Raw genomic sequence first — 15,732 nt, 5'->3', positions numbered from 1 at the left:
CAGCCGATATGAAAATCCCTGTTATCAGTCTATGACTTGGCACGGATATGGCGGTGCCGGTTTTTGGGCAGTGCACACCCGCTCCTGATCAAATCGATGATGCCCGACGACGACCATTCCCCGATCTCGGTGAGCGACGCAAAACGCCTGTTCGCGGACTGGAAGGGCGCGCCCGCCATCGTCCTTGCCGTTTCCGGCGGGCCGGATTCGGTCGCGCTGATGTGGCTTGCGGCGCGCTGGCGCCGCGCTTTGGCACACGGTCCGCGTCTGTTCGCCGTCACCGTCGACCACGGCTTGCGCGCCGAGGCCGCGCGCGAGGCCCGTGAGGTCAAGCGCCTGGCGCGCACGCTCGATTTGCCCCACCGCACGCTGCGCTGGAGGGACGCAAAGCCGAAGACCGGATTGCCGGCCGCGGCGCGCGAGGCGCGCTATCGTTTGCTGGCGCGGGCGGCGCAACGAAGCGGCGCAACGCATATCCTGACCGCGCATACACGAGACGACCAGGCCGAGACGCTGTTGATGCGGATGCTGCGCGGCAGCGGCATCGCCGGTCTTTCGGCGATGGCGCGCCTCTCGGAACGCGACGGCGTCCTGTTGGCGCGTCCGTTTCTGAATGTTTCAAAGTCCCGGCTGATCGCGACGCTGAAGCAAGCAAAGATCGACTTCGCCGACGATCCAACCAACCGCGATGTGAGTTTTACCCGGCCGCGTCTGCGCACGCTGATGCCCCTTCTCGCCGCCGAAGGTGGCGATGCGCGCAACCTGGCGCGGCTGGCGTCGCGGCTTGGGCGCGCCAATGCCGCGCTGGAAATTCTGGTCGATGGCGCCGAGCGCTATCTCGCGCTTAGGGGTGGCAAAGCGTCGCATTCGCCAATCAATGCCAGCGGATTCGATGCCAATGTTTTTGCCGCGATGCCGGAGGAAATCCGCGTGCGGCTATTGCTGCGCGCGATCAATCGGGTCGGTCATGAAGGGCCGGCGGAACTCGGCAAGGTCGAGGCCTTGCTGCAGGCATTGGACCGGGAAATTACGGAAAAAAAAACCGCCGGGCAAAAGGCCCGGCTGAAACAGACCCTCGCCGGCGCCCTGGTCAGCCTGATCGACGGCCGGATCCATATCGAGCCGGCGCCAACCCGCCGGAGACGAAATAGCGCCCATTTTGGCGGCGATCCGGATTCCACTTGAGCCGCCAAATTGCGCCGAGGTTCGACCGAATTACCTGCAAGGCGGCCATAATCCATCTTTGAGTCTTAACCACCCAAGAAAACACCCATTCCAGCGTCATTATTTGAGCGGGAATCACGCTAGGATGGGCTAAATAGTCCCATCCGGTTCCCTTGGCATCGACCGGGGCCGCACCTAGATTGTATGCAGTCAACCCGAGGGATTCCCTCGTGCCTGTCCGAGGACACTACCCAAGGAATTTAGGGCCGCGATCCGCGCGACCACGAAGGAAGATCGATGAACGCCAATCTGCGCAACTTCGCCCTCTGGGTCATAATCGTTCTGCTGTTGCTGGCATTGTTCACGCTCTTCCAGAACCCGGGTCAGCGCGCGTCGTCGCAGGACATCTCATTCTCGCAGCTTCTGACTGAAGTCGATCAGAACCACGTTCGCGACGTCGTCATTCAGGGACCGGAGATTCACGGCACCTTTACCAACGGCTCGAGCTTCCAGACCTATGCGCCGAACGATCCGACGCTGGTGTCACGGCTCTATAACGGCAAGGTCTCGATCACCGCAAAACCGCCCGGTGACAACGTGCCGTGGTTCGTGTCGCTGCTCGTCTCCTGGCTGCCGTTCATCGCGCTGATCGGGGTGTGGATCTTTTTGTCGCGGCAGATGCAGGGCGGCGCCGGCAAGGCGATGGGTTTTGGCAAGTCGCGCGCCAAGATGCTGACCGAAGCGCATGGCCGCGTGACCTTCGAGGACGTCGCCGGCGTCGATGAAGCCAAGCAGGATCTGCAGGAGATCGTCGAGTTCCTGCGCGATCCCGGAAAATATCAAAGGCTGGGCGGACGGATTCCGCGCGGCGTGCTGCTGGTCGGCCCTCCCGGCACCGGCAAGACGCTGATCGCGCGCGCCGTTGCCGGCGAAGCCAACGTGCCCTTCTTTACCATCTCGGGCTCCGACTTCGTCGAGATGTTCGTCGGCGTCGGCGCCAGCCGCGTCCGCGACATGTTCGAGCAGGCCAAGAAGAACGCGCCCTGCATCATCTTCATCGACGAAATCGACGCGGTCGGCCGCCATCGCGGTGCAGGTTTGGGCGGCGGCAATGACGAGCGCGAACAGACCTTGAACCAATTGCTGGTCGAGATGGACGGCTTCGAGGCCAATGAAGGCGTGATCCTGATCGCGGCGACCAACCGGCCCGACGTGCTTGATCCGGCGCTGCTGCGTCCCGGCCGCTTCGACCGTCAGGTCGTGGTGCCGAATCCCGATGTCGTCGGCCGCGAGCAGATCCTCAAAGTTCACGTCCGCAAGGTGCCCTTGGCGCCGGATATCAACCTGAAAACCATTGCCCGCGGCACGCCCGGATTCTCCGGCGCCGACCTGATGAACCTCGTCAACGAGGCGGCGCTGACCGCCGCGCGCCGCAACAAGCGCATGGTGACCCAGGCCGAGTTCGAGGAAGCCAAAGACAAGGTCATGATGGGCGCCGAGCGCAAGTCACTGGTGATGACCGAGGAAGAGAAGATGCTGACCGCCTATCACGAAGGCGGCCATGCCATCGTCGGCCTCAACGTGATTGCGACCGATCCGATCCACAAGGCGACGATCATTCCGCGCGGCCGTGCGCTTGGCATGGTGATGCAATTGCCCGAGCGCGACAAATTGTCGATGTCGCTCGAGCAGATGACCTCGCGGCTTGCCATCATGATGGGCGGCCGCGTCGCGGAAGAACTCGTGTTCGGTCGCGAAAAAGTCACCTCGGGTGCGGCGTCCGACATCGAGCAGGCGACCCGCCTGGCACGGATGATGGTCACGCGCTGGGGTCTCTCCGAAGAGCTCGGCACCGTGTCCTATGGCGAGAACCAGGACGAAGTTTTTCTGGGCATGTCGGTATCGCGCACCCAGAATGCTTCGGAAGCGACCGTGCAGAAGATCGACAGCGAGATCAGGCGCCTGGTCGAGGAGGGCTACAACCACGCGACCAAGATCCTGACCGAGAAGCGCGCCGATCTTGAAGCTCTGGCCAAGGGACTGCTCGAATACGAGACCCTGACCGGTGACGAGATCATCGACCTGCTCAAGGGCAAGAAACCGAACCGCGAATCGGTGCTGGAGCCGACCACGCCGCGCACCTCGGCGGTGCCGCCGGCCGGCAAGCCGCGCCCGCGCCCCGATCCGGATCCCGGCCTGGAGCCGCAGCCGCAGGCGTAACGCTGGCCAAGCTTAAGTTGGCCGGCTACTCCGGAAAGCCACTCGTGCAAAAGCTCGGCATCAAGCCGGGCTTTTGTATTTTTGCGGTGACCTTGTCGCAGATCCGCCCGTCATGGCATGTTTCCGGCTGAGAGCGCGGGCCTAAACCGTGCCCGTCGCGGCCGCCGTCGCGCGTGCCCGAAGGCAAAAGGGGAGGGACTTGATGCGTTTCGTCGCGAGATCTGGCGCGTTTGCGATGCTGACTTCCGCACTGATCTGGCCGCTTGCCTTGTCGGCCGCCGAAATGCGCGGGGTCACCGCGACCGAAATCAGAATTGGCCAGACCATGCCCTATAGCGGCCCGGTCTCGGCGTTCGGTGCGCTCGGCAAGGGCGAGGTCGGCTATTTCAACATGCTCAACGAGCGTGGCGGCATAGGCGGCCGCAAGGTCAATCTGATCTCGCTTGACGACGGCTACGCGCCGCCGAAGACCGTGGAGCAAACCCGGCGATTGGTGGAAAGCGACGAGGTCGCGTTGATCTTCTCCTCGATCGGCACCGCCCACAACACCGCGATCGCAAAATATCTGCAGGGCAAGAACATCCCGCAATTATTCGTCGGCTCCGGTGCCTCGAAATTCGCCGACATCGCGCAATATCCTCAGGCGACGCTGGGCGTGCAGGGGCCGTTCCGCTACGAGGCGCGGCTCTACGCGCGCTATGCGCTTTCGAAAAATCCGAACGCCAGATTCGCGGTGATTTCGCAGAACGACGATTTCGGCCGCGATTATCTGTTGGGGTTGAAGGATGTGCTCGGCGACAATTACGATTCCATCGTTACGGCGGCAACCTACGAAGTCCAGGACCCGACCATCGACTCTCAGATCGTCAAATTGAAATCCTCCGGCGCCGACGTTTTTGTCATTGCGGCAACACCGAAGTTTGCCGCCCAATCGATCCGAAAAGCCTTCGAGATCGGCTGGCGGCCGCTGACGTTCCTGTCCAATGTCGCGGTCTGGGTGAACACGGTGCTGGAGCCCGCGGGCCTCGAGGCCTCCACCGGCGTTCTCTCCACCGCTTATGTCAAGGATCCCGACGATCCCGCCTGGAAGGACGATGCCGGCGTCAAGGCCTGGCGCGAATTCATGACCAAATATGTTCCGGACGGCGACCAGCACGACAACAATTATGTCAACTCCTATAATAGCGCGATGGCGCTGGAAGCCGTGCTAAAAGCCTGCGGCGACGATCTGTCGACCGAGAATATCTTGAAACAGGCCTATTCCATCAGGGATCTGGAACTGCCGATGCTGCTGCCCGGCATCAAGGTCAACACCTCGCCGACCGACCACGTGCCGGTCGACCAGATGCAGTTCATGCGCTTCAACGGCAAGAGCTGGGAGCGGTTTGGCGAATTGCAGACCGGCAATTGACCCGAATGAACCTCACTCGCGTCGCGCTCATTGCAGCTGTGGTTGCCTGTGCCTGGGCGGCCTGGTCTTGGCGGCCGGTGAGAGACAACCATGAGCCGATACGGGCGCTCATCATATCCTCGGCGCTGGCGCGGTTTGATGACGCAATCGTCGTTCTCGGCGACAGCATCGTCGAGGCGTCGACCTTGCCGCGCTCGCTATGCGGCCACGCCATCGTCAACGCCGGGATCGGCGGCGCAACGACCGCGAGTAACCTTCCCGCCATTCTCGCGCGCTCGCTTGGCGGGAAGCGCGCGGCGCTCGTCGTCGTCTCGCTTGGTACCAACGATGCGCTGATGCCGCACAGCCCTGAGCAATTCAGCTCAAATTACCGGGCGCTGTTGACGGAGCTGACAGCGCTGACGCCGCGCCGCGCGGTCGCGGCGATAACCCTGCCCGAAGCGGGACTCGAAGGAACGCCAAAGCCCGGTTCTGCCCTGATCGATAGTTATAACGCGGTCTTGCCAAAGCTCGCCCAAGAAGCCGGGGCTACATTCATTGCTTTGCCGGCGATGCCCGAGCATCACACCCTGGACGGTGTCCATCTTAACGCTGTGGGCTATGAGGTCTGGGACAAGGCTATTTTGCGCGGGATCGAGTCCGCGCTCTGCAAATAGCTCGGTGCCTACGCCGTGATCCCGAATGTCGGCGATTGGGGCTGGTTGATCGGCGCCGCGCTGGGAGCGCTGGTGTACCCCGCACTGATGTGCCGCGCCTGCGCTGGCCCGTCCCGGCGGTGTCGCGGCGTGACGGCGCCGGCCCGGCCGCCTCATTCGATTACCTGGTCGACGTGGCCGAGCGGCGTTGCCGGATCGGCATCAAGCTGGCGGCCCAGCCAAAGGCTGGGCCGGAGGTCACCTGGGAACATCCGGGGCTGCCGTTGCATTCGCCTGCGGCCCGCCTTCGCGAACGTGAATGACGACGAGGTCGTCGGCATAGATGCGCTTCCAGCCCTGAATGTGGTCCAATATTTGCGATGCGGGTGTCTTGACGAACAGCAGCGTTGCTTCGATCTGATAATCGTCAAGCATCTGAATCAGGTCGTCGACGCGGCGCCCTTCGATGGCGTGGAAATACTTCATGACGAATTTCTCGCCATAGAGTTCGGCGCGACCGTCGATGAAGGGCCTCATGCCCCTGGTGATCATATAGCCGCCGTATTCAGGTTGGTTGAAGACGCGCTTCACCTGACGCTGTTCGAGGATGTCGACGGCGGCAGCGGGCGTATGCCCGCGCGCGAACGCGTAGTGATGATGGGCCAGATAGGACGAAGTCGAAACCCATCCCGCCACGGCGATTGTCAGCGCCGCGACAAGGGTGATGTAGGGATTCAAGCGGACCTCGCTGGGGAGAATGGCGGCGCCGCCCGGGTTCGATTGCTCAGCGAACGGCTTGGCCACCACCAACGGCGCGAGGAAGGCGAAAATTTCGATATTCCTGACATGTGTCAGCGCCATCCAGATCAGCCCTAGCAAGAGCATGATCCGCGGCGGCGAGAGAACAAAACCCCGATAGAAGGCAAGACCGATCAGGCCCAGCAGCGCGCCTTCGAAGAAGCCGAATGTGCCGAAATTGACGGCTTGCCATTCCGTGATGACCGATAGCAGCTCTCCCAGGCCGAGGATGCTCGCGGCGCCAAGCGGCGTATACCAGCCGTAGGGGGTGGCGCAGCTCGCGACCAGTGCGGCCACCCCGAACAGGGCCCAGCGCGCCGCCAGCGCGATGCGACGTTCGGCATCGGCGCTCCACAGCGCTTCCAGCCCGATGGCCCCGATCAGGGCCAGTCCCAGGACAAAGCCGCCATGAAGGCTGGTCCACAACGGGATCAGCGGCAGCAGCAGCCAGGACGGGGAGCTGCGCCGATCGGCAGCCGCCATCAATCCTCCGACGAAGGCCACCATCACCGGCATCGCCAGGATGTGGGGCCGCGCAATGAAATGGTGCGCCGACATCAACAGCGCCAGCATCGCCAGCACGATCGCGCGGGCCGGATCGAAATTCGCCGAGAGCAGATAGATAAAGATTGCGACCGTCGCACCGAGCGCGAGCGAGGCCAGGATTACCGGGCCGCCCCAATCCAACCACCCGTACGCGGCGGCGTAGAGCACCTCGGCAAGCCAGGACGAGGATATCCAGGGTTCGCCGAGCCGCGTCAGCGAATAGACATCCGAATACGGCATCGCGCGGTGATCGATGATCCACTGGCCGATCTTGATGTGCCAGTAGGTGTCCGAATCCTGCAGCAGATAATTGCCGTGAACGAGGAAGAAGACATAGATGCCGGCGCCGGCGCAGAGCGCCACCAATCCCGGGGCACGGCTGACGACCGCCGTACTGCGGCTTTCAATGGAAATGGACATTTCGCCTCCGTCCGGTCGCGGCGGCTTGATGGCCCCGTCGGCGCCCATTCGAGCACGTCGGCCATAAATTTAGGTAAAGGGGCCGCCCGATGATCGAAATGGCGAGAAACGGGCAGGGCGCTGCCGTGGAAGCCGGTCGCCAATCCGTGCCCACCGATTTTATCGATCCTGTTGGCGTTTCATTTACCGTCCGCAACGTGCGTGAGGCGGAGGCTAAGACGGATGCATCACTGGGCGTTTTGTCCGGGACGGTTTCCTGTCGTATCCGGCCAGCGTTGACGCCTCTTGTCTTCCGTCGTGAATAGGTGTTCACTTCTTCGGAGGCGAATACCTTTATCGCCCAAGAACAGTGAATAAGCGTTCGGCCATTGGTTTTGGCCCGGCGCCAGGGACGAGAAACACGCAATGGTCTATCGGCGAACCCACCAGGTTGTCAGACGCCTCGCGGCGCGGCGCAGCGCCATTCTGACGGCGGCGCGCGATGCTGCGGCTGACGGCGGCATGGCCGCGGTGCAGATCGCCCCGGTCGCGATCCGTGCCAATGTCGCCGCCGGCACCGTCTATCGCTATTTCCCTTCCAAGGCCGATCTGATCTCTGAGCTGATCGCCGAGGTCTCGCGCGATGAACTGGCCGCGATCCGCCGCGCCGCGGACGCGGCCCCCGGACCGTCTTCGGCGCTGGCCGCGGCCGTCACCACCATTGCCGTGCACGTGCTGTCGCAGCGCAAGCTCGCCTGGGGGATCCTGGCCGAACCGGTCGATGTCGACGTCACCGCGACGCGGCTTGCAAGCCGTCGCGAAATCTCCGGCGAACTCGCCGCACGCATCGACGCCGCAGTCCGCGCCGGACACCTGCCCGCGCAGGATACGGGTCTGGCCGCAACCGCGCTGCTCGGCGCGCTGCACGAATCGCTGGTCGGCCCGCTGGCGCCGGACAATCTCGACGATCCCATAAAGCTGCGCGACGCCGTGCAGACCGTGACGCTCTTGGCGCTCCGCGCCGTCGGCGTGATGGACGCCCGCGCCCGCGGTCTGGTCGTGCAGGCGGTGCTTCCGGCGAAGACGCTGGTCGGGGCGTAGGTCCGGGCTTTCACATATTCCGCCGCATTGGCCGCCTAGAGTGCGCTCCTTGTTCAACCTCATCCTGTGGAGCAACCCATGACGACGACATATGGATCGGCCAAATGGCAGGGCGGCATCAAGGACGGCAAGGGCGCGATCTCGACCAAGAGCGGCGCGCTGAAGGACTACCCCTATGGCTTCGCCAGCCGCTTCGAGGGCAAGCCGGGCTCCAACCCGGAAGAATTGATCGGCGCAGCCCACGCCGCCTGCTTCACCATGGCGCTGTCGCTGATCCTCGGCGAGGCCAAGCTCACCGCCGAGCACATGGAGACGAAGGCCGACGTCACGCTTGAAAAGCAGGGCGACGGTTTTGCCATCACCTCGGTGCATCTCACGCTGAATGCGAAGGTCCCGGGCGCTGACAAGAAGAAATTCGAGGAATTGGCGGGCATGGCAAAAGCCGGATGTCCGGTGTCGAAATTGCTCAATACCAAGATCACGCTGGACGCGACGCTTTCGAGCTAACTGTCATTCCGGGGCGCGCGAAGCGTGAACCCGGAATCTCGAGATTCCCCGATGCGCAATTGCGCATCTGAGGTCTGGTCCTTCGGACCATCCCGGAACGACGGCGGTGAATGGGTTGCGCGCAGCCGCCTCACATCTCCGCGTCGCCGTCGGGGCCGACGGAGGCGATGCGCAGCATGTTGGTGGTGCCGGGAGCGCGGAGCGGCACGCCGGCGACGATGATGACGCGTTGGCCGGCCCGCGCAAAACCGTCGCGAAAGGCGATCGAGCCGGCGCGGCTGACCATGTCGTCGAGGTCCTTGGCGTCTTCGGCGACCACGCAATGGACGCCCCAGACCGCGGACAATTTGCGCCCGGTCGAGAGGTTCGGCGTGATCGCGACGACCGGCGGTTTGGGGCGCTCGCGCGCCACCCGCAGCGCGGTCGATCCCGAACTGGTCCAGCAGATGATGGCGCTTAGATCCAGCGTCTCGGCGATTTGCCGCGCGGCGTCGGCGATGGCATCTCCAACGGTCGGCTCCGGCTCGGCGCGTTGCGCATTGAGCACGCCGCGATAGGTCGGGTCGCGCTCCACTTCCTCGCCGATGCGGTTCATGGTCGAGACCGCCTCGACCGGAAATTTGCCGGCCGCCGATTCCGCCGACAGCATGATCGCGTCGGCGCCTTCATACACGGCGGTCGCGACGTCGGAGACCTCGGCGCGGGTCGGCACCGGCGACTGGATCATCGATTCCAGCATCTGGGTTGCAACCACCACCGGCTTGCCGGCGCGCCGCGCCATTCGCGTCATTTGTTTCTGCAGGCTCGGCACCCGCTCCAGCGGCAATTCGACCCCGAGATCGCCGCGCGCCACCATCAGTGCGTCGGACGCCTCCAGGATTTCGGGCAGCCGATCGATAGCCTGCGGCTTTTCGATCTTGGACATGACCGCGGCGCGGCCGCGGATCATCTTCTTGGCCTCGACGACGTCCTCGGCGCGCTGCACGAAGGAGAGCGCGACCCAGTCGATGCCCGTGACCAGCGCGGCTTCGAGATCGGCGCGGTCCTTCGGCGTCATGGCGGAAACCGGCAGATCGGTGTCGGGAAGGCTGACGCCCTTGCGGTCCGACATTTTTCCGCCGATCACGACGCGGGTGACGGCGCGGTCCGGTGAGGCTTCCTCGACGATCAGACGCACCTTGCCGTCATCGAGCAACAGCGCGTGACCCGGCTTGAGCGCGGCGAGAATTTCCGGATGCGGAAGCTGGACGCGGGTGTTGTCGCCGGGCGTCTTGTCGGAATCGAGCACAAAACTTTCGCCATTGTTGAGCTGGATCGCGCCCTCGGCGAACGAGCCCAGGCGAAGCTTTGGGCCCTGCAGATCGACCAGGATGCCGATCGGCCGGCCGTAGCTAGACTCGACATTGCGGATGGTCTTGACCAGCTCCCGCATCTTGTCGTGCGAGGTATGGCTCATATTGATGCGAAACACGTCGGCGCCGGCCTCGAACAGACGGCGAATCATCGCGCTGTCGGAAGAAGCAGGGCCGAGCGTTGCGAGAATCTTGATGCGGCGCAGACGTCTCATGGCTTAGTTCCGGGCGCTGCGGCTGGCGGTTGACCAGACGCGCCCGGAGCCGTCCCGCCCGGCGGGTTGGGCAGGCCGGGCGCTGCGCCCGGCGAATTGGAGAGACCCGGCAGGTTTGTCGTCCCGCCCGGACCGACCGTTCCCGGGATGCCCGGCACCCGCTGCGCCGGCTGCTCGTTGGACTCGGTCAATTGCACCGTCCAGGCGCGCTGCTCGCCGGTGTCGACCTCGAAGAAGCCGGTGCGGTCGAATCCGCGCGCCAGGCAGTTCTCGGTGCCCTTGATGGTGAATTCCTTGTCGCGCGAGCACATGAAGGCCTGTCCCGACCACTCGCCGCCGCGGTCGTAATCGAGTGCATAGATATAGTAATAGCGGGCGACCAGCGTGCCGCGCAGCAGCGTCTCGCAGCTTCGCGACGACACGTTCCACCAGCCCTCGGTGGTCCAGCCCTCGGCATCCTTGTAGCCAAGCGCAATGCCGACCCGGCTCGAGGTATTGTTGCAGAGACGGAAATCGGCGGCCGCCGGACTGCTCCACAGACACAGTAGAGCGAGCGCCAGTGCCGGGATCAGACCGGCGGCAAGCGAATGGGTCAAACGGTTGTGGCGATGGGGAGCGTCGGGGATCATTCAGCCAAGCTATATCAATTCGTTGACGATTTCGCGTGAGCCGGCGGGACTGTCAACGGTCACGAGGACATTCTAGGGCAATGAGCGCCGAAAATCCCGCCGTCGGCGCGCTATTTGCGCTGGGATATGGCAAAATATGTGACAACGCCCATCTTACCAATCGATATACCTCCGGCAAAGGACGAGGGTGCGGCCATGGCCATTGACGACAAAACCAGAACGGAACTCGAAGCGGCGGCCTTCCGCCGCCTGGTGGGGCATCTGCGCGAGCGCACCGACGTTCAGAACATCGACCTGATGAATCTGGCGGGGTTCTGCCGCAACTGCCTGTCCAACTGGCTCAAGGAAGAGGCCGACGCCAGGGGGGCTGTCATGAGCAAGGACGAGAGCCGCGAGGCCGTCTACGGCATGCCCTATGAGACCTGGAAACAGACCCATCAGGGCGCCGCCAGCCCCGAGCAGCTCGCCGCGATGAAAAAGGCCCATAGCGGGCATTGATTCGCCCACCTAGTCCCTCTCCTCATCCTGAGGAGCTTGCGAAGCAAGCGTCTCGAAGGATGAAGGCCACAGACCTCATGGTTCGAGACGCGCGCTTTGCGCGCTCCTCACCATGAGGGAATCTTTTCTCCTGTGGGCGCGCTGTGGATGAGCGCGATGTTGCCTTGACGCAAGGCGCCGCACTCTTGAGGGTCATTTCGGGATGCGGTGCGTGGAAAGCGTGCGGCGCTTCTCTTCACACTCAACCAATAGTTCCACTCAGGAGTAAGCGATGGCCACCTCTGCTGCCGCCGTCAAGGAAGCGCCCGCGACCACATTCGCCAAAGACCAGCTCAAGGCCATCATCGAGCGCGTCGAGCGGCTGGAAGAAGAAAAGAAGACGATTTCCGACGATATCAGGGATGTTTACGCCGAAGCCAAGGGCAATGGTTTCGACGTCAAGGCGCTGCGCACCATCGTACGTCTGCGCAAGCAGGACGCCAACGAGCGCGCCGAGCAGGAGACGATCCTCGAGACGTATATGCAGGCGCTGGGGATGCTGTGAGGCGCCAGCCAGCCGCTCTTTGCGGCGCACGCAAGCTTGGGCAAAGGCCTGCCATCTGCTAGATTGCTCGGTGAAGGAACCGAGAGATGGACGTGCCTGGACCAGAGCGTAGGCTCGCAGCGGTCCTCGCCGCCGACATGGTCGGCTTTAGTCGACTGATGGAGGTCGACGAGACCGGGACACTCGCGCGTCTCAAGACCCACCGGATCGAGCTCATCGATCCGGCCATCGCGAAGAACCGCGGCCGCATCATCAAGACCACTGGTGACGGCATGCTGGTCGAGTTCCACAGCGTCGCCGATGCGGTCTTGTGCGCTGCCGAAGTTCAGCGCCGGATGGCGCGACGCAACGCGGACGTCGCGCCGGGCCGCTGGATCCAGTTCCGGATCGGCATCAATCTGGGCGACGTCATCGTCGAAGAAAACGACATCTTTGGCGATGGCGTCAATGTCGCGGCGCGCCTGGAAATGCTTGCAGAGCCGGGCGGCATCTGCATCTCGGGCGCGGTGCGCGATCAGGTCGGCGACCGGCTCGCCGACATCATATTCGAGGATCTCGGCGACCAGAGCGTCAAGAATATCGCCCGTCCGATCCGGGTCTATCGGATCCGGCTTGAGCCCAACGCGATCACCGCGCCAGGGGGCGCGACGGACGCTGCTGTGGCGACCACGATCTCCAAGAAACCTTCCATCGCCGTGCTGCCGCTCGTTAACATGAGCGGGGACCCGGAGCAAGAGTTCTTCGCGGACGGGCTTACCGAGGACATCATTACCGAGCTGTCGCGCTTCCGCGACCTGCTCGTCATCTCGCGCAACTCGACCTTCGTGTACAAGGGCAAGGCGGTGAAGGTGCAGGACGTCGCGCGCGAATTCGGCGTCGATTACGTCCTTGAGGGGAGCGTGCGGAAAGTGGGTGATCGCATCCGCGTCACCGTGCAGCTGATCGACGCAGAGACCGACCGGCACATTTGGGCCGAACGCTATGACCGCAAGCTTGAGGATATCTTCGCCATCCAGGACGAGATGACCTGCGCGATCGTTGCAACGCTCCCCGGCCGTGTCGAAGCCGCCACGCACGACCGCGCGAAGCGCAAGCAGACCAACAACATGGCGGCTTATGAGTGCGTCCTGACCGCCAGGGTGCTGCACCACCGCTCGATCCGGGAGGACAACGCCGAAGCACAGCGCCTGCTCGACCGCGCCCTCGTGCTAGACCCGAACTATGCTCACGCTCACGCCTGGAAGGCATGCGTACTGGGCCAGACGTGGGGTTATGGGTGGTGCGCGGATCGCGATGCCACGTTCCAGCAGCTGGCTGCGGAACTGGAGGTCGCGCTGGCGCTCGACGACAATGACAGCGACGTACACCGGATTCTCGCCGCGGTAAACCTGATGCGCGAGGATCATGACAAGGCCACGTACCATCAGGAGCGTGCGCTCGCGCTCAACCCCAACTACGACCTTGTGGTGGTGCAGCAGGGCGAGCTTCTAACGTGGCTGGGGCGGCCGGAGGAGGGCATCGACTGGATCAAGAGGGCGATGCGCCTCAACCCGTACCACCCGGAGCGCTTCTGGAGCCATCTCGGGCGCGCCTGCTATTGCGCCGAGAAATACGCCGACGCCGCCGAGGCCTTCTCACGGATCACGCGGGCCGACCATACACATCATGCCTTCCTCGCTGCCACTTTTGCGCAGATGGGCAACGCGGTTGCGGCCACCGCGCACGCTGCGGAAACCCTCAAGCGCGAGCCGAAATTCTCGGTGGCCACCTACCTCGCCACCCAACACTACAAGCGGGATGTCGACCGCCAGCGCCACGAGGCTGGGCTCCTCAAGGCGGGCTTGCCGGCCTGACCGGGGCGGAGCGAATGTCTGAAAGGGCTGTAATCCCTAGCGCAGCGACGCCGTGCGCATCACGAAGGACTGCGTCGCAAGCGTCGCGGTCGCCGAGCCCGAGAAGTGGTCGCAGGACATGCCCATCATCGGGTCATCGGTGAAGCTCATCGCGACCGCGGTGTCCGGCTTGGCGAAATGCGACCGCATCAGGGTCATGTCGACATCGCCGATCACGGTGGCATTCATCGACGTGCTCGCGCTCGGCGCCAGGATCATCATGCGCATCCAGGTGTCGCCGGTGCCCGAGGCCGCAAGCCGGGTCGAGGTCGCGATCAGGCTGCCCTGACCCTGCGGCCCCTTGGCGACGACCGTGTCGATCCTGGTTGAGGCCATCGCGTTGCGAGGCGCCGATGCAGGGCGGCTGCTGTGGGGGATCGGCGCGCTGGCGGCGACGATATTGGCGCGATCGACCGGCGAATTGGCTGCCGGCGCGTAGGCCAGTGCCTGGAACGCGGCAGGAACGCTCGCGGTCGGTTGCGGATCGGCGGAGTCGAGCGCGCGGCGGGCGCTGAGCGCTGCGACCTGGGCGGGGGTTGCCTGTTTCGGCGCCGCGGCGTCGTCGCCCCAGAAGCCGCGGGCGTTGATGATGTCAGCCGGCGTCTCGGGTTTTGCTTCGGTCTTTGCAGTTGATGCGGCCTGCTTGTCGGGTGAACTAGCCGGCTTCGGCTTCGGCGGCTGCACGATCTGGACATCGGCGGACGCCAATTGCAGGGTCGCGGCGGGCTTTGCGCGCGGCATCGGCACCGAATCGGCCGATTTTGCGTCGGCGGATTTGGCGGGAGCGGCTGCGGCCACAACGCTCGCAGGCGCTGGCTTTTCGCTGGGGGCGCTCGCGGCTTCGTCTTCGTCGTCGCTCGATTTACCCTTGAACAACGCGGCGAATAGGTTCGGCATGCTCTTGGTCGAAGCACCGTCGCCGTCACCGCGCTTTTCGATGTCGGCGCGGGCGAACTCATAACCCTTCAGCGGTGTGCCGTCGGAGGGCACGTGCACGGTGCGCCCATCCGGGAAGACGCGCGCCAGCTGGTCGTGGGTCATGCGCGGCCAGTGGCGAATGCTGCCGGTGTCCAGATGGACGAAAGGCGAGCCCGAGGTCGGATAGAACCCGACGCCGCCGCGCTGCAGGCGCAGCCCGGCGAACCGGATCTGCTCGAGCGGCACATCCGGAATGAAGAAATCCATGGCGTGGCCGAGCATGTGCTGGCTGAAACGCGCCACGCCGGAGGAACGGCGGCGGAGCATGGCGTTGGTGGCGGGGGAACGGTAGGCCGAAATGATCTGGATCGGCTTCTTGCCGTCGACGTCGCGATAGACCTCCCAGAGGATATCGAACAAATGCCGATCCATCACGGTCTGGTCCTGGCTGCGCCAGTCGCGGAGATAATGATTGAGCTGTTTCAGCGCCTCTTCGTCATAGCGCCCGTCGCGCTTGAAGGTGACGGTCAAGTCTTCATCGGAATGGGTGTGGTGAAACGACAGCGTGCGGGTTTCGTTCAGCGCCGTCGCGTCATGGACTGATCCGGCTCCGACCAGCAGCAACAGGGATGTGAGGCCGAGATGGACTCCGGCTTTTGGTAGTGAGCGCGAATTGAATTGGCGTGCGAAACCAGTCAGCACAAATGAGCCCACCCTGAAGTCGACCGAGCAAGGAACTCTTCCGCTACCCCGTGTGGCGAAAGAGGGTTAACGCAGTCTTAATTCTGGGTGGGTTAATTGGATTTTATTCCCACCCCCCAAGTCGGCCTTAACCTAACCCGCCGAGTGTGGCGAAAAATAGCCCACTGGTTAAGACCAGATGGAGAGTGGTTAATGCGGAAG

14 protein-coding genes are annotated in these 15,732 nt (G+C 63.7%); 10 read left to right on the top strand and 4 right to left on the bottom strand.

Going from position 1 to position 15,732, the window contains the following annotated elements:
- The first annotated feature begins 99 nt into the window (after positions 1 to 99).
- The 4 genes from tilS to B5526_RS13225 all read left to right on the top strand — a co-directional run bounded on the left by tilS (position 100) and on the right by B5526_RS13225 (position 5,451).
- Positions 100 to 1,185, top strand: coding sequence for a tRNA lysidine(34) synthetase TilS (tilS, locus tag B5526_RS13240; protein WP_079544964.1), 1,086 nt, complete (start codon positions 100 to 102; stop codon positions 1,183 to 1,185).
- A gap of 276 nt (positions 1,186 to 1,461) precedes the next feature.
- Positions 1,462 to 3,384 (top strand): ATP-dependent zinc metalloprotease FtsH, encoded by a 1,923-nt coding sequence (ftsH, locus tag B5526_RS13235; protein ID WP_079538611.1) that lies wholly within the window; start codon positions 1,462 to 1,464, stop codon positions 3,382 to 3,384.
- Positions 3,385 to 3,619: 235 nt separating this feature from the next.
- Positions 3,620 to 4,795, top strand: coding sequence for an ABC transporter substrate-binding protein (locus tag B5526_RS13230; RefSeq protein WP_433994648.1), 1,176 nt, complete (start codon positions 3,620 to 3,622; stop codon positions 4,793 to 4,795).
- A gap of 5 nt (positions 4,796 to 4,800) precedes the next feature.
- Complete coding sequence (locus B5526_RS13225) at positions 4,801 to 5,451, top strand: SGNH/GDSL hydrolase family protein (protein WP_079538609.1); 651 nt, start codon at positions 4,801 to 4,803, stop codon at positions 5,449 to 5,451.
- Positions 5,452 to 5,688: 237 nt separating this feature from the next.
- Here the strand turns inward: B5526_RS13225 and B5526_RS13220 are convergent, their stop codons facing one another.
- A complete protein-coding gene (locus B5526_RS13220) occupies positions 5,689 to 7,194 on the bottom strand; it encodes a hypothetical protein (protein WP_079544963.1) in 1,506 nt (501 codons plus the stop codon).
- Between the two features lie 89 nt (positions 7,195 to 7,283).
- On the opposite strand from B5526_RS13220, the gene B5526_RS37685 reads away from it, so the two are divergent.
- From B5526_RS37685 to B5526_RS13210, 3 genes are all read left to right on the top strand, one after another.
- Positions 7,284 to 7,499 (top strand): hypothetical protein, encoded by a 216-nt coding sequence (locus B5526_RS37685; RefSeq protein ID WP_154071293.1) that lies wholly within the window; start codon positions 7,284 to 7,286, stop codon positions 7,497 to 7,499.
- 100 nt (positions 7,500 to 7,599) lie between these two features.
- Positions 7,600 to 8,274, top strand: a complete 675-nt coding sequence (locus B5526_RS13215) for a TetR/AcrR family transcriptional regulator (RefSeq protein WP_079538608.1) — start codon at positions 7,600 to 7,602, stop codon at positions 8,272 to 8,274.
- 78 nt (positions 8,275 to 8,352) lie between these two features.
- The gene (locus B5526_RS13210; protein WP_079538606.1) at positions 8,353 to 8,781 is read left to right on the top strand and encodes an OsmC family protein; all 429 of its coding nucleotides are present in this window, start codon (positions 8,353 to 8,355) and stop codon (positions 8,779 to 8,781) included.
- 130 nt (positions 8,782 to 8,911) lie between these two features.
- Here the strand turns inward: B5526_RS13210 and pyk are convergent, their stop codons facing one another.
- Both pyk and B5526_RS13200 read right to left on the bottom strand, forming a co-directional pair.
- Positions 8,912 to 10,348: a pyruvate kinase gene (pyk, locus tag B5526_RS13205; RefSeq protein WP_079538604.1), complete on the bottom strand. Its 1,437-nt coding sequence runs from the start codon at positions 10,346 to 10,348 to the stop codon at positions 8,912 to 8,914.
- Positions 10,345 to 10,977 carry a DUF1036 domain-containing protein gene (locus B5526_RS13200; protein WP_079538602.1) on the bottom strand — a complete coding sequence of 211 codons (633 nt, stop codon included), beginning with the start codon at positions 10,975 to 10,977 and terminating at the stop codon, positions 10,345 to 10,347. The genes pyk and B5526_RS13200 overlap by 4 nt, the downstream gene beginning before the upstream one ends.
- Before the next feature lie 195 nt (positions 10,978 to 11,172).
- Here B5526_RS13200 and B5526_RS13195 point away from each other — a divergent pair, with 195 nt between their 5' ends.
- The 3 genes from B5526_RS13195 (at position 11,173) to B5526_RS13185 (ending at position 13,872) form a co-directional block, all read left to right on the top strand.
- Positions 11,173 to 11,475, top strand: coding sequence for a DUF1244 domain-containing protein (locus B5526_RS13195; RefSeq protein WP_079544962.1), 303 nt, complete (start codon positions 11,173 to 11,175; stop codon positions 11,473 to 11,475).
- A 271-nt stretch (positions 11,476 to 11,746) separates the two neighbouring features.
- Complete coding sequence (locus tag B5526_RS13190; RefSeq protein ID WP_079538601.1) at positions 11,747 to 12,019, top strand: DUF2312 domain-containing protein; 273 nt, start codon at positions 11,747 to 11,749, stop codon at positions 12,017 to 12,019.
- Between the two features lie 86 nt (positions 12,020 to 12,105).
- The gene (locus tag B5526_RS13185) at positions 12,106 to 13,872 is read left to right on the top strand and encodes an adenylate/guanylate cyclase domain-containing protein (protein WP_079538599.1); all 1,767 of its coding nucleotides are present in this window, start codon (positions 12,106 to 12,108) and stop codon (positions 13,870 to 13,872) included.
- Positions 13,873 to 13,908: 36 nt separating this feature from the next.
- Here the strand turns inward: B5526_RS13185 and B5526_RS13180 are convergent, their stop codons facing one another.
- Entirely contained in the window at positions 13,909 to 15,531 is a 1,623-nt protein-coding gene (locus B5526_RS13180) for a DUF882 domain-containing protein (RefSeq protein WP_244562285.1), read from the bottom strand.
- Between the last annotated feature and the right edge of the window lie 201 nt (positions 15,532 to 15,732).

It is taken from the genome of Bradyrhizobium lablabi, from assembly GCF_900141755.1.
Taxonomy (GTDB): Bacteria; Pseudomonadota; Alphaproteobacteria; order Rhizobiales; family Xanthobacteraceae; genus Bradyrhizobium; species Bradyrhizobium lablabi_A.
This window is presented reverse-complemented; position numbering and strand designations above follow the sequence as displayed.